The organism is Sphingobium limneticum (assembly GCF_008710165.1).
GTDB classification, from domain to species: Bacteria; Pseudomonadota; Alphaproteobacteria; order Sphingomonadales; family Sphingomonadaceae; genus Sphingobium; species Sphingobium limneticum.
On the sequence record NZ_VYQA01000004.1, the window covers coordinates 253,913 to 267,434 of the forward strand.

The 13,522-nt window shown below is 64.4% G+C and carries 11 protein-coding genes; 2 read left to right on the forward strand and 9 right to left on the reverse strand.

The features are described from left to right. The first annotated feature begins 37 nt into the window (after nucleotides 1–37). A complete protein-coding gene (locus F4U95_RS07700; protein WP_120251663.1) occupies nucleotides 38–256 on the forward strand; it encodes a hypothetical protein in 219 nt (72 codons plus the stop codon). Here the strand turns inward: F4U95_RS07700 and F4U95_RS07705 are convergent. The 3 genes from F4U95_RS07705 to F4U95_RS07715 are packed head-to-tail and all read right to left on the reverse strand — an operon-like array spanning nucleotide 253 to nucleotide 3,817. After that, complete coding sequence (locus tag F4U95_RS07705; RefSeq protein WP_150425213.1) at nucleotides 253–651, reverse strand: response regulator; 399 nt, start codon at nucleotides 649–651, stop codon at nucleotides 253–255. The two genes, F4U95_RS07700 and F4U95_RS07705, sit on opposite strands and share 4 nt — an antisense overlap. Further along, nucleotides 648–3,164: an ATP-binding protein gene (locus F4U95_RS07710; RefSeq protein ID WP_150425214.1), complete on the reverse strand. Its 2,517-nt coding sequence runs from the start codon at nucleotides 3,162–3,164 to the stop codon at nucleotides 648–650. Before F4U95_RS07710 ends, F4U95_RS07705 begins: the two co-directional genes overlap by 4 nt. Further along, nucleotides 3,161–3,817 (reverse strand): response regulator transcription factor, encoded by a 657-nt coding sequence (locus tag F4U95_RS07715; protein ID WP_246171523.1) that lies wholly within the window; start codon nucleotides 3,815–3,817, stop codon nucleotides 3,161–3,163. Before F4U95_RS07715 ends, F4U95_RS07710 begins: the two co-directional genes overlap by 4 nt. 166 nt (nucleotides 3,818–3,983) lie before the next feature. Here F4U95_RS07715 and F4U95_RS07720 point away from each other — a divergent pair, with 166 nt between their 5' ends. Beyond that, nucleotides 3,984–4,283 carry a hypothetical protein gene (locus tag F4U95_RS07720; protein WP_150425215.1) on the forward strand — a complete coding sequence of 100 codons (300 nt, stop codon included), beginning with the start codon at nucleotides 3,984–3,986 and terminating at the stop codon, nucleotides 4,281–4,283. A gap of 3 nt (nucleotides 4,284–4,286) precedes the next feature. Here F4U95_RS07720 and F4U95_RS07725 read toward each other — a convergent pair whose 3' ends face one another. The 6 genes from F4U95_RS07725 to F4U95_RS07750 form a co-directional block, all read right to left on the reverse strand. After that, nucleotides 4,287–4,946: a PilZ domain-containing protein gene (locus F4U95_RS07725; RefSeq protein ID WP_150425216.1), complete on the reverse strand. Its 660-nt coding sequence runs from the start codon at nucleotides 4,944–4,946 to the stop codon at nucleotides 4,287–4,289. Nucleotides 4,947–4,958: 12 nt separating this feature from the next. Further along, nucleotides 4,959–5,480, reverse strand: coding sequence for a hypothetical protein (locus F4U95_RS07730; protein WP_150425217.1), 522 nt, complete (start codon nucleotides 5,478–5,480; stop codon nucleotides 4,959–4,961). After that, nucleotides 5,480–10,465 carry a hypothetical protein gene (locus F4U95_RS07735; protein WP_246171524.1) on the reverse strand — a complete coding sequence of 1,662 codons (4,986 nt, stop codon included), beginning with the start codon at nucleotides 10,463–10,465 and terminating at the stop codon, nucleotides 5,480–5,482. The genes F4U95_RS07730 and F4U95_RS07735 overlap by 1 nt, the downstream gene beginning before the upstream one ends. Before the next feature lie 66 nt (nucleotides 10,466–10,531). Further along, entirely contained in the window at nucleotides 10,532–11,656 is a 1,125-nt protein-coding gene (locus F4U95_RS07740) for a hypothetical protein (RefSeq protein ID WP_232015781.1), read from the reverse strand. Between the two features lie 53 nt (nucleotides 11,657–11,709). Further along, the gene (locus F4U95_RS07745) at nucleotides 11,710–12,183 is read right to left on the reverse strand and encodes a DUF11 domain-containing protein (RefSeq protein WP_120251671.1); all 474 of its coding nucleotides are present in this window, start codon (nucleotides 12,181–12,183) and stop codon (nucleotides 11,710–11,712) included. Nucleotides 12,184–12,375: 192 nt separating this feature from the next. After that, complete coding sequence (locus tag F4U95_RS07750) at nucleotides 12,376–13,479, reverse strand: NAD(P)-dependent alcohol dehydrogenase (protein ID WP_150425218.1); 1,104 nt, start codon at nucleotides 13,477–13,479, stop codon at nucleotides 12,376–12,378. Nucleotides 13,480–13,522: the final 43 nt, after the last annotated feature.

Genomic DNA, 13,522 nt, shown 5'->3' on the forward strand with positions numbered 1-13,522 from the left:
CTCGCCCCCTGTTGTCTCCTGTTGAAGGAGATATGGGATGCACAAGGAACGGGAAGATGGCGACATAGTCACCCATGTGTCGGAAACGGAAGCGCGCAGCGGATCGCGCACGCGGGTGACGCGCAACATATTGGTGGTCAGCCTGGTCTTGGTGATCGCTTTGCTGGCCATCACGATGGGCTTCGGCTTTTTCGAGACGGGCCAGTCCGGCGCCGATCAGGTCAATGGCGATAATGTGACGCAGGCCACCAATTAGGGTTTCGGGTCGGATGCCAGCGCGCGGACGCTTCTGGCCAGTGTCAGCGGGTTGAAGGGCTTCAATATCACCCCCTTGGCACCGGCCTCATGATAGCTTTTCACGTCGGCTTCGCGCGCGCGGGCGGTGACGAAGACGAAGGGCTTGTCGGCAAAACCGGGCAGATCGCGCAATTTGATCATCAATGTCGGACCGTCCATATACGGCATCATCACGTCCAGCATGACGAGATCGGGCCGCCATTCGTCATTCTTCGCCGCAGCGATCGCTTCTGCCCCGTCGGCGCAGAGGCGCAATTCTATACCGGGGTCGAGCGCCAGCGATAATTTGACGATATGGCGGATATCCTTGTCGTCATCGACATAGAGGATGCGCAATCTATCGGCTTCGCTCATGTCCCGTCATCTCCCCCTCCCTTCGCGTGGCGGGTCGCGACCACGCGGCGCACCGTCGCCTTGAGATCGGGCAGAGACGTGCGCGACTTGACCAATATGGCATCGATCTGCCCGGCAATCTCCATGTCGATGTCATGCGCGGAATAGATGATGGTCGGGATGGCGACGCCTTGCTCGTCGATCAGGTCGGGCAGCAGGTCTAGGCCCAGCCCCTTTTCCAGATGGACGTCCAATATCGCCAGATGCGGCGTTTCGACGCGCAGCAGCGCGCGCGCTTCCGCCAGGGTCGTGGCTTTGAGGATATAGGCGATGCCCTTGAGGGCGGACGCGGTAATTTCCAGCGTATCCTGATCATCGTCCAGATGCAGCACGGTCGGCCGGTCGATACCCGAATGGCGGAAGGACGCGGCGATCGCCGTCTTCAGGCGGCTGGGGTCGATCGGCTTGTCGATCCAGTCGATCAGGTCGAGCGAAAGCGGCGCGCCATCGTCCCCTACCGGTGCCGACACCATCAGGATCGACAAGGATTTCGGCCCTTCGATACGGCGCATTTCGCGCGCGAACTGAAACGCGTCGGCATCGTCGAGCGCCATGTCGAGCAGCAGGAGATTATAGCCGTTGGCGGCGATAGCCTCCCGCGCGGCGCGGGCGCTGGTCACGACACGGCAGGTATAGCCTTCCTCCGACAGTTGCGATTGCAGCTGGCGGGCGATGGCGGGATTGCTTTCGCAGATGAGGATGCTGACATGCCCGTCCCGGTCGGCCAGACGGTCGCGGGTTATGGACAAGGGCAGCATGATGGGGAGGGAAAAGGCGAAGCGGGTGCCGCCGCCGGAGCGATCCTCGAACCATAAATCGCCCCCATGCTGGCTGACGATTTCGCGCGCGATGGCAAGGCCAAGCCCGGTGCCCGGTGCCGCCTCGTCATTGGCGGCACGTTCGAACCGGCCAAAGATGCGTGAGCGGAACTCCTGCGGGATACCCGGCCCCTGGTCGTCGACATAAACGGTCGCGCGGCGACCATCTGCGCTGCGCCGCAGGCCTACGGAGACTCGGCTCCCTTCCGGCGCAGCCTTGACGGCGTTCGACATGAGGTTGGTGAGAACCTGAAGCAGTCGTTCCTCGTCGGCCTGAATCATCAGATGTTCGTCCGGCAGCGTGCAGTCGAGCACGGCGCCCGCAGCGCGAAGCAGGCTGCTATTATCCTCACAGGCACGCTGGATGACATGATAGAGATCTGTCGGCGCCAGCGTCATCCGCAATTTGCCCGAATCGATCCGGTCGATGTCGAGCATGTCGTTGATCAGGCGGATTAAGCGTTGCGCATTATTTTCGGCGATGGCGACCAGACTTGCCGGTTCTTCTTCCAGCCGATTGCCGACATCCAGCCGCAACAGCGCCAAAGCGCCGACGATCGACGTGAGCGGCGTGCGCAGTTCGTGGCTGACGGTGGAAATCAGATCGTCCTTCAGCCGCTCGATCCGCTTGCGCTGGACGATGTCGCGCAGCGACATGACGATATGATCGCCATCGGGCAACGGCATGACACCTAGCGCGATATCGACGGGCAGCAGTCGGCCGCTCTGGTGCCGCACCTGCCGGTCCGTCCAATAGGGCATTTTGAGTTCGCCATCGACCAGGCCGATACGGTCGAGGAAGCTGCCGACGCCGGGCGCTATGTCGGACATCACGTCGAAATCGCGCCGTGCCAGGTCGGCCGGTTCATAACCCAGCATCTTCGACGCGGCCTTGTTGATGGTTTCGATCGTGCCGCTGGGATTGATGATGATGATCGGGTCGATCGTGCTGTCGAGAATCGTTTCATTCCGCTGTGCGGCGGCATATCCCCGCAGTTCGATCTGATATTGGGACAGGCGCTGACGCCACAGGCCCAGCAGGGCGATCGCCAGCGACAGGCTGCTGATCGCGACCAATATCCACATCACGCGCTGGAGCATGTCGGTGCGATTGCGATAGGCGGCGGCACGGGTGTCGCCCATCCGTTGCTCGTCCCGGATCACCATGTCCAGTTGATGCTGAAGCCGCGCCATCAGCCTTTTGCCCGCGCCGTTGGTGACGCGTTTGCGCGCGACTTCCGGTCCCTGCGTGGCGTAGAGGCGCAGCACTTCGTCCATTTCGGCGATCTTGGCGCGCGCCAGCTTATGCAGGCCGGTAAAGCCTGCGCGCTGCTCCGGGACGTCGCGGTAAAGCCGGTCGGCCTTGGCAAAGGCCTGTTCAATACCGGTGTGCCATTCGCCGTAACGGGCGGTGAATTCCGGATCTTGGGTGATGACATAGCCGCGCTGGCTGGATTCGGCGGCGCGCAGTTGCGACAATATGTCGATCAAGAGCACGCGCCGCTCGAAACTCTTGTCCGTTTCGTCGCGCAGGCCGTTCCAGCGATCATATTCGCCGCCCAGCCAGAAGAGGAGCGCGGCAAGGCCCAGGGGCACGAACAGCGCAAGCAGCAGGAAGGGCAGGCCGCGTGGTGGACGAGGCGCGTCGCCGTTCATGCCGGGCGCGGAGCCGTGACGTCGCCCAGCAGAGGTTGCACGGCCAGCAGGGCCTGCGCCCGATTGCCGACGTCCAGCTTTCGGAAGATGGCGGTCAGATGCGCCTTCACCGTGGCTTCGGATACGTCGAGATCGGCGGCGATCTGCTTGTTCAGCCGGCCGTCCGACAGCGCGATCAGCACGCGCAACTGCGCACCGGACAGGCTGGCGATCCGATCGCGCAGAGTGTTGCCTTCGCTGGCCGGCTGGGCCTGCGGGAAGCAGGTCTGCCCTTCCGTCAGGCGCCTGATGTCGCGGGCCAGGTCGTCGAAGGGGCGGGTCTTGTGCAGGAAGCCGGCGGCGCCCAGCGCACGGGCGCTTTCGACCAGCGTCGCGCTTTCATTGGCGGAAATGAGTGCGATTGGAATCCGCCCCGCCTGATGCTGCAATTGCAGGAAGCCGGAAAAGCCGCGTGCGTCGGGCAGCACGAAGTCCAGCAGGATCAGGCGATATTTGCCGTGGCGCGACAGGGCGTCGAGCGCTTCGCCGATCGTGCCGGCGGTATCCACGGTGACACCGGGCATCGCCGCGCGCGCGGCAAGGCCCAGACCTTCGCGAATCAGGGGGTGATCGTCCGCAATCAATACGCGGCCGCCGGCTATGGTTTCTGCCATCCTCCAGCCTTATTGTTATTCATCCCGAAACGGAATGTGTTTAGTGATGCAGTAATTGGAGTGTGAGGGTAATGCGTCTATGTATCAATCGTAAAATACATTGGCGGTCATCTTTATCCTTAACGGATCATGATCGGGCCTTAGTGATGCGGGACTTGCAGAGATCATGTGCGAGGGCGAATATTCCACAGCGCTAGACGGCCTGACGCGCATGGCGGCGCTGTTCGGGCGGGATGCGCTGATGCCGATCGTTGCGGGTTTGCGCACCGAATTGCAGCAGGCGATCGATCGGCCCGATGCGGCCGATGCGCACAGGATCGCCGGGCTGGCGGGGACTTTGGGCTTTGCTTGGGTCAGCGCCAGTTGGCAGGCGGTGGATCAGGGCGGCGACGATCGGGCTGCTGCGTTGCGCGACAGTCGGATGGCGCTGATCGCGCTCGAGCGCTGGCTGCGGCAGGGGGCGTAGCGGTCAGACCAGGTCGGGCGCATCCAGCATCCCGGCCAGGGCGATGCTGCTGACCGGCTGGACGAAGCGGAAACCGCAGCTATCCTCCCGCACCCAGCAGATTTCGCCAGCCACCCCCTGACGATCACCCAATGTGAGGTCGAGTATGCCGGGCTTTCCGCGCTCGGTCGGGACAGGCAGGGTCAGCCGCGCCCCGCCGACGGAGATATTTTCGATCTGCGTCGGGATCGGCATGTCCCCCATCAGCAGCACAGCCTGTCGGCGGAAGGCGAAGCGGGGCTGGCGCGCGACCCGCCCTTCCTTGTTGCTGCGCGCGGCGAAGATATCTGCCGGATTGCAGCGCAGGTCGAACATCAGTCCGGCCTCATGCCCTGACATCCAGCAGATGCGGGCAAGCCGGGGGTCCAGCCCGCGCATCTCGATCAGCACGCGCGTGCCGGGCGCGGGAGGAAAGGGCATCTGGATGCGCATGCCGCCATCGGACAGGTCGCGGACCATGCAGGGCAGGCTGCGCCCTGCAAAGCTGATCTTGCCGATGGTGAAGACGGTGGCCGCCCGCCAATCCTGTCGCCGCTCCATGGGATTGAACGGCAGGTCGTTGGTCAGTTCCGGCAGCATTGTCAGGATCGGCGTCGGCGATGCCGGTTCCAGTCCGTGGGGCATGGTTACTCCTGTTCAGCGCAGCTTGACGCGGAAGCGGACCGTGAAGGAACCGCCCGCCTTGAAATTGGTCACGGGTTTGACGCGGATGGCGCGGACATTGGCGTCATAGCCGTCCGCGTCAGGCACCGGGGTGTAGGTCCAGCTGGTGCCGTTGGAAAATTCGATCCCGTCGGATGCGCTGGCCAGGTTGGTGAATGTGTAGGTCAGGCCGCTGTCGCCGACGCCCAGAACGATCGCGCCATTGGTGAAGATCACCGGCCCGCTGCCGCCGACGCCCAGATCGCTGACGCGCAGGATGACGTTGGCGGGCAACTGATCCTCGAACGCGATGCCGCGCACCGTCTTGCCGGCATTGGCGAGGGGGTTGGCGAGCGTGGCCGTATAATCCAGCACCGCGCCGGGAATGGCACGCGGGATCAGATTCCCCATCGGATCGGACACCATGGCCACCGATTTGGTGGCGGTGATCGGATCGGCCAGCGCCGCGGTGGGCAGCATGGCCAGCAGGAAAAGGACAAGGGTTGATTTGCGCATCAGCGACCCTTTCCAAGCAGGCCGGCGACGGTGCCGCGATCGAACTTCATGCGCATCGTGACATAGGGGCCGCGACGGGTATAGCGATCATCCTCGAAATCGCGGTCGCGATAACCCGCGATATTATAGCCCGCGCTGATCCACACATTGGGTGCGGGCGAGACGCCGGCCGACGGTCCGCCGCTGAAGGCGAAGGCGCCCCGGTTCCAGGCATGTTGCACCGACCCCTGCACGCCGACGTCGAAACGCTTGCCCAGGTCCATGCGCAGGTCGAAACCGGTCACGTCGATATAGCCGGCATAATCGTCCGCACCATAGCTGCCGCGTACCCATTTGGCGCCATAATAGACGGTCGCCTCGACCGCGTGGCGAGCGCCTTCCGGCCCGGTGCGATAGTTGACGGCCAGGTTGTTGATCAGGCGCAGCGTGCGCTGGCCAACGCCATTGCCCGCCGGCACGCCCAGCACATTGCCGCCGGTGATGCCCGAATCCGCGCTTTCCTTGCGCAGTTCGAACCGCTCCAGCATCGACCAGTGGCTGTCGAGCGGGCGCCAGGCGAGCGCGACCGAGCTAGTCAGGCTCTTCGCCTGCGCGCCGGTGGCCTGGCCCAGCGTGGAATAGCGAACGGTGCCGGCCAGCGTCTTGCCCTCGCCCAGCGCACGCACGACGTTGGTGGTGATGTTGAAGCGGCTGTTCTGGTCGGACTTGCGATATTCGACCCGGCCGTTCCAGGACCAGAGGTCCGCACGATAATTGGCGCCCAGCGTCACAGCCTTATAGTCACCATCATTGCCGTAAAGGCTGCCCAGCGCGCCGCCACCGACGCTGCCGGAACCGCTGGTCTGGAATGGCTGAACCACGCCGCCGGCGGGGATCTTGCCGCGTACCGTGGTGCTGGCGTCGAAGGTCGCGTCGATGGTCCAGCGGTCGCTGATCGGCAGCGACTGGATCAGGCCGTAATTGGCGAACAGGCGGCCGCCATTTTCGCCCGACGTCTGGTTGTTGATGGCGGTCGTGACCTTGGCGCCCTTCCACGGCTGAACGTCGAAGCCGATCTGCGCGGTGTGGGCGGTGAAATCGGCACCCTGCGCGATTTCATAGCCGCCGATCAGGCGGATGCCGGGCTTCACGCGCCAGGCGGCGATCAGCTGCTGGCGGGCGGGGAAATCGACGCTGTCCTTGTCGCCGCCGGGCGCGAACTGGGTCTGGGCGGTCAGAGTCAGCTTGCCGCCCAGCATCGCCTGCGTGCCGCCCAGCGTGAGCAAGCGGCTGTCGCGGTCCTTGCCGTCGATGCCGCGATCCATCGCAAACTGTGTACCGGCGAACAACGTGCCACGTTCGCGGCGATATTCGATGCGCGCTTCGCCCGCGACGCGGCTGCCTGCGCCGATCAGCTGGTCCTGATACCAGGCCGAAGCGGTGGCGGCCCATTTGTCGGCAATCTGCACCCGGCCGTCGAAACCGACGCGGCGCGTACCGGCCTCTACCAGATTCTGCTGGCCCAAACCGAATGCATCGTCCTGCTGGCGGGCATAGGCCAATATGTCGGCGCCCTTGCTGTGATGTTCGACCTCCGCCAGATAGGCGCGGCCGTCGGACAGGCCATCGCGGCTGCCGGCGGCGACTTCTGCGCGCAGCTGGGTCGTGTCGGTGAGGCGTGCGCTCAGGTCCGCGCCCAGCAGCAGGCCGTTGCCATGGCTGTTGTCCTTGATCGCCGACACGCCGACTTCGGCCTTGCCCTTGGCGAATTTGATCGCGGCACGGCCGCCGGCGGTCAGCTTCTTGCCCTTGCCGTAGGTTTCATAGTCGACGACGATGAAGACCGGGTTGTTGGCGGCATCGCGGCCCAGCACCGGCTCACGGAAGCGGATCGTGCCGATGGTCGCGTCGATATCATAGTCGATATGGCGAGTCAGCGGCGTCGAGGACAGGATGCGCTCAGGGCGCAGGCGGTCGCGCACCTCGATGCTCAGCTTGTCGCTATTGGGCACGATGTCGCGACCCGACAGGCGATAGGGGCCGGTCAGGCCATTGCCCTGAATCTCGTCGCGGGCATGCAAATCGTCGCTGTTGGCGGCAAAGGCGGTGAAGCTGAGGCGATCATTGGCAAAATCGGCCTTCATTCCGTTCAGCGTGCGGCTGTAGCGGGTCAGCTGCGTCTGGGTCATGCCGGTTTCGAAGTCGCCAAACAGGGCGCTGAAATCCTGCCGCTCCAGCCGCAGATAGAGTTTGCGGGCGGTGGGCGCGTCCTGGCCCTGACGGGTGGCATCGCCATAGACGGTGTAATAGCGATCCGGGTCGATCTGGCCCAGCAGCCCGCGCGACCGGTCATATTGGCGGTCGCTGTCATAGGCGATCGTCATCAGCCAGCTGCCCTTGATCCGGCCCTTGGCATAGAGCGCCAGCTGGCCGTCGGTGATCAGGCTGTTGCGGCTAGAGGCAGGCAGGCGCGCGGACCGCTTGCGCAGCGTATCATAGCCGATCGTGCCCGATCCGAAGCCCACTACGGTCCAGTCGCGCGCGACGGCGGTCAGGCGGCTGCGCAGTTCGATCACGCGCTGCTGCCGGTCGTCGGTCAGGGTCACGGTGGCGCGCAGCGCGCCGGCCTGGGTCGTGGGTTGCAGCGCCATATAGGCGATGCCTTCGTCGCCGATCACCAGCGCGGTGCCGCTGTTGCGGCCGATGCGATCGCCGGGGCGGGCGCCCGCGACGGTGGCATCGACCGCGATGCTGTAGGGCTGGTCGATGGTGACGGGAACGGTGGTGCCGTCGCGCACCGGGCGGCCGGTCCGATCGGTCAGGCGGAAGGCCAGGATCGGGCTGGTCAGGCCGTCGGCGGCCAGCTTGCCGGCTTCGGGAACCAGCACCGCGTTGGCGGCCGGGCCGGAATAATGGACCGTGCCGTGCAGCGTCTGCGCGACGGTCCCGTTTTCGTTCATCACCGTGGCTTCCAGCGCATTGTCGCCGGGTTCCAGGCCGATGCCCGACCATTTGGCGATGGCGATGTCGCCATCCGTATCGGTCGTGTCATAGGCCAGCGCATCGACCAATGTGCCGTTCAGGCGCAGCGCGACCTTCTGCCCGGCATGATGCTGGACGACGACGCGGGTGGATGGCGAGCGGGGGTTGTAACCCTGGGCCGGGAACAGCAGGGCGACGCCGGCATCCTGCCCGGTCAACCATTCGCGGTTGCCCGCGGCTTCACCGGCATCAGGCGCGACCGGCAGGGCGTCGGCCGTGCTGGCGGCAGCGATGCCGGTCAGGCGCAGCTGGAAATCCACGCGCTTCAGCAGGCCGCCATCGCTTTCGACGAAGCGAGAGATGGCGCTGCCGGCCTGGCGGGTGTCTGCGTCGCACAGCGACGGCGCATGGCTGGCGGGCAGGCTGGCGCTGTCGAGTTGCACGACATGGCGGCCGTTGCGCACGCCCTCGAAATGATAGAGGCCATCCTTGTCGGTGACGACATAGCTGCCATCTTCCATCAGGATACGGATGCCGGCCACGCCCTTGCGGCCGCTGGCGGGGCTGTTGCAGTCGCCTTCGGTCACGCGGCCGACGATGGTGAAGCCGTCGGTGAAGAGCAGCGCGCCGATCCGCACGGAGGCGGCGGCCTCGTTACTGGTCGAGCCGGCCGAACCGGAGGCGAGCACGCGGTTGAGCGCTTCGCCACGCGGCGCACCGGGGGCGACGGACACGACATAGCGCACCTCCGCCGTCTTGCCGGCGGGCAAGGTGGGCACGCTGAAGTCCAGCGTGCGGCCATCGGTTGCGACCACAGGTTCTTCCGCACCGCGCGACGATCCGCGCTCGTAGCGCAGGCCGGGCGGCAGAATGTCGGTCAGGTGGATGCCGCTGGCGTCATTGTCCGAACGATTGTCGACCCGGACCAGATATTGGATGAAATCGCCGGGAGATGCCTCGCGCACCGACGCCGTCTTGGTCAGCAGCAGATGGGTGTCGCCGATCCGGTCGAGCGGGATGTCGGCAAAGAAAGGTTCGGGGTCCGACAGCACGAAAATGCCGGCGAAAGAGGCTTCGTTGAGGATGAAAGGCTGATTGAACGGGCCGCGCAGAGCCTCCAGATCCGCCCGGCTGCGGGTCGATGGAGCGACATAATGGCTCGGCGGCGTGACGCGCAGATGATAGCGGCCCGGCGCGGTCAGCGGAAAGCGATAATTGCCCTGCGGAAATTTGTAGAGGCGGCCACTGGCGTCGGTGACGCTGCCACCGCTGACGACGGTGGAGGGATAGGCGCTGGTGCCATCGTCGCCAAACACCTTGGCCGGCTGGTCATTTTCATCCAGCAGCGTCACGGTCGCGCCATCGACCAGCGCGCCGGTTTGCGAATCGAACACATAGCCGGTCGGGTCGATCAGCAGCGAGAAGTTGGATCCGTAGCTATACTCGTCCTCGTCGAAGCTGACGAAGACATGCGCATTGCGCTGCAAGGTGGGATCGCACGGGTCGATGCTGGGATCGACCCCGGTTTCGGGCAGGCCGCCTGCGAATACGCCCGTATCCGGGCCGGTTTCGAGCAGGGGCATGCGATAGGACAGAAATTGGCTGCCGGCGTTGATCCAGGCCGTTTCCCGGACACCGGGGTCGCGATTGCCCCCAGGATTGTCGAGAACGATGATGAAGGCACTGGCCGGATTGACACGCTCCGCCACCGGAGCGCGCGCAAGATCGGCGGCATCGACGGGTGCGGGGGTGAAAGCGATATTGGGACTGGTCTGGCATGTGGCGCCAGACATGTCGTAGCCGATCGGGAGCAGACGAAAGCTCAACCGGGTCGGCCGCTTGGCGCGGCCTTCGACATCAAAGGTTACGGTATTGGAATCGACGCTGACCGGACCGGTCGGTTCCTGCCAGGTCAGCGTCGCTGTATTGGTGACACGCGTCTGCCCCTGCGCCGTGACCGGGATCACGGCGGCAAGGCCCATAAGGGTAGCTGTCAGGCTGGCAAAGGCGTGGATTTTAGGCATAGGTTTCCTTTCGGCGCGCGCGGGTTAAGGCGCACGACGTGGTTTTTTCCTTTGCTGTGGAGGGGGTTAGTTGATCGTCACTTTGAAGGCGACGGCCACTGAAGCAAGCCCCGCGACGGTGCCGACATTGGCGGTCACGGTTTTCGTTCCCGTATTATAGTTGGCGGTATAGCCGTCGATTTCGGCTGCATCGTCGGCATCGTCATCCTCGGTCGTCCCAAGAAGGACGCAGGTACCCCCCGGCAGCCCGACGCTGATCGAACCCGGCACATAGGTCGTGTTCGTCGGCACGATATCGGTCAGAACGACGCCGTTCGCACCGGTCAAAGCGGTTCCGTTATGCACGAGCAGGCAATATTGCACCGTCGCGCCCGGCAACGCCTTGGGATTGACGAGGTTGACCCCGTCCGACAGGACGAGTGCGGACTTTGTCACGTTCAACGCCACATTCTGGGTGCCGATGACATAGGACGCATAAGCGCGACCCTGACCATTGCGCGCGACGTCGCCCAGATTGAGCAGGCCGTCGCTGTCGTCGTCCGCGAACACGATATCGACGACATTGTCGGCATTGCCGAGGCTGAGGTCGGTCGGGATCAGGATCGCGCCCTTCGTGCCCGATGCGCCGCCGGCCGCCGCAATGACATGCAGCGATACCTGTGCTTCATGAATGCCCACGGTCGAGGGGATGTTGCCCACGATGAACACCGCGACCGATGCTTCGGGCGCCAGTTCGTCGATATAGGTCTGGGTATCGACATCCGCGTCATAGACGCCGTTATTATTGCTATCGACGAAGACCTTCATCGACGAAATGTCGAAATCGTCGGTGCCGGTCAGGATTCCCACGGACAGGGTCGTCTGGTCGGGATCGAGCCAGAAATCCTGGATGCCGTTGGTATGGTTGGTCACCTTGAACTTGGTGACCGCCGCCTGCTGGCTCAGATTGACCTGCGTGGCGCCGGTCTGGTCGGTGATGACGGTGAAATCGACCTTGCGGTCGACCACGAACTTGGCGGTGTTGGATGTGGTGGTCTGCGAAGCGCCGTTGACGGTATAGGTGACGGTGGCGGTATTCGAGACTTCCGTGCCGGCGGCGGTGGCCGTCGATCCGGATTGGGCATGCGCCGTGCCGGTCGCAACCATGGCGGCGCCGCCCAGCAGCATCAGCCGCAGTGAGCGAGACATCATTGTGTGAGTTCCTGTTGCTTGAGGGGCATGCGCGCGAACGCCCGGGGGAGCGATCACTTGAGGACAGCCTTGAAGGCGAGCTGACCCTGTCCTCCGGCAGGGACGGTCGCGATGCGCCAGCGAATATGGCGGACGTCATTGGATGTGGCCGCACGGCTGTTGCCGCCGGCCGTCGGCACGCGCAGCTGGGCGAGCGGGCCGTAGGTCTTGCCGTCCACCGACAGGAGCGGCGCGGCCGATCCGGCGCCGGGCGCGCGATAGGTGATCGCGCCGGGGACGGGATTGTCGAGGACGATGTCGGACAAGGGCTGGGCGCCCGTGTTGCGATAGGCCAGCACAAAGACGACATGGTCGCCCGGCACCGCGCGCGTGGCCGGGGCCAATGAAGTGCTGACGGCGCCCGCCTTGTCGAGGGCACGTTGTTCGACGAAAATCTTGGAGGCGACCTGTAACGGTCCCTGAGCAGCGACTGCCGGCGTGCCGACGGCCGCAGCGGCGATTAAAGCGGTAATCAGTGTACGGGCCATGGGTTTCGGTCCTTGCTGTGAGGCACTGGAACCCATGGATGATTTTGCGGCTAATGAACTCTTACCGTCCGGTCCGTCGCGGAGCGAAGTTCGACCATGGTCTAATGGTCATCCGATTTTCGTATCGGAAACGTCCAGCCGCATGGCCTGCGCGACCAGCCGAATGACTCGACCGACAGGGCGCCCGATATGTCAGTCGAACAGCAATACCGGCTTGATCGCGGCGCCGCTTTCCGCATCGTGAAAAGCATCGTTGATCGCGTCGAACGGATAGAAGCGGATTAGCCGGTCGAAGGGGAATTGCCCGGCCCGATGCAGCGCCACCAGATGCGGGATGAAGCTTTTGGGATCGGCGTCTCCCTCCACGATGCCACGGATCGTGCGGCCCCCGCTCATGATGTGCGACACATCGGCCTGGACCATCGTGCCAGGCGCGGCTGCGCCGACGATGCCGCAGGTGCCGCGCACGCCCAGCATGGCGATGCCTTGCTGGATGACGGCCGGCAGACCGGTGCAGTCGATGGCGAAGTCCACGCCGGCGGGCAGCATGTCCAGTACGCGCGCGACCGGATTCTCACTTTGCCCGTTGATGGTCAGCGTCGCGCCCAGTTCGGCCGCCAGAGCGAGGCGGTCCGGGTTCAGGTCTATGGCGATGATCGACGCCGCACCGACGACCCTGGCCGCCATGATCGCCGACAGGCCGACCGATCCGGCGCCCAGTATGACGACGCTCTGTCCCGGCTGGACCTTTAGCGCGTTCATCACCGCGCCGGCGCCAGTCAATATGCCGCAACCCAGCGGCCCGGCGATGCGCAGGTCCAGGTCGCGCGGCACCACCACCGCATTGCGGACATGGCAGATGGCATGGGTCGCGAAAGAGGATTGACCGAAGATGTTGGCGAAGACCGGGCTGCCATCCGGCGCCTTCAGCGCGCTGCTGCCGTCCGGGCGGGTGCCGAAGAAATTGCGCGGGAAGAAGTCGTGGCAATAGCTGCTATGGTCCGAACAGCAAGTTGGACAGGTGCCACAGCTATTATAGCTCATGACGACGGGATCGCCCGGACAAATGTCGGTCACGCCTTCGCCCACCTGTTCGACGATCCCGGCACCTTCATGGCCCAGCACCACCGGTTGGGGGACGGGGACGCCCTGTTGCCACATGGTCGCATCGGTATGGCAGACGCCGGTGGCGACCAGGCGGATCAGCAGTTCGCCGGCGCGGGGCGCGTCGATGGTGAGGGGGCGAATGACCATGGGCCGGTCCAATGCTTCGACGATAGCGGCGCGAATATCCATATGGTCCTCTTCCTTTTGCCTGAGTGTATTATCTATGGGACCG

What these genes read in the sequence shown, in the direction of transcription:
- F4U95_RS07700 (WP_120251663.1), top strand. Translation starts at nt 38, where the DNA reads ATGCACAAGGAACGGGAAGATGGCGACATAGTCACCCATGTGTCGGAA.
- F4U95_RS07705 (WP_150425213.1), bottom strand. Translation starts at nt 651, where the DNA reads ATGAGCGAAGCCGATAGATTGCGCATCCTCTATGTCGATGACGACAAG.
- F4U95_RS07710 (WP_150425214.1), bottom strand. Translation starts at nt 3,164, where the DNA reads ATGAACGGCGACGCGCCTCGTCCACCACGCGGCCTGCCCTTCCTGCTG.
- F4U95_RS07715 (WP_246171523.1), bottom strand. Translation starts at nt 3,817, where the DNA reads ATGGCAGAAACCATAGCCGGCGGCCGCGTATTGATTGCGGACGATCAC.
- F4U95_RS07720 (WP_150425215.1), top strand. Translation starts at nt 3,984, where the DNA reads ATGTGCGAGGGCGAATATTCCACAGCGCTAGACGGCCTGACGCGCATG.
- F4U95_RS07725 (WP_150425216.1), bottom strand. Translation starts at nt 4,946, where the DNA reads ATGCCCCACGGACTGGAACCGGCATCGCCGACGCCGATCCTGACAATG.
- F4U95_RS07730 (WP_150425217.1), bottom strand. Translation starts at nt 5,480, where the DNA reads ATGCGCAAATCAACCCTTGTCCTTTTCCTGCTGGCCATGCTGCCCACC.
- F4U95_RS07735 (WP_246171524.1), bottom strand. Translation starts at nt 10,465, where the DNA reads ATGCCTAAAATCCACGCCTTTGCCAGCCTGACAGCTACCCTTATGGGC.
- F4U95_RS07740 (WP_232015781.1), bottom strand. Translation starts at nt 11,656, where the DNA reads ATGATGTCTCGCTCACTGCGGCTGATGCTGCTGGGCGGCGCCGCCATG.
- F4U95_RS07745 (WP_120251671.1), bottom strand. Translation starts at nt 12,183, where the DNA reads ATGGCCCGTACACTGATTACCGCTTTAATCGCCGCTGCGGCCGTCGGC.
- F4U95_RS07750 (WP_150425218.1), bottom strand. Translation starts at nt 13,479, where the DNA reads ATGGATATTCGCGCCGCTATCGTCGAAGCATTGGACCGGCCCATGGTC.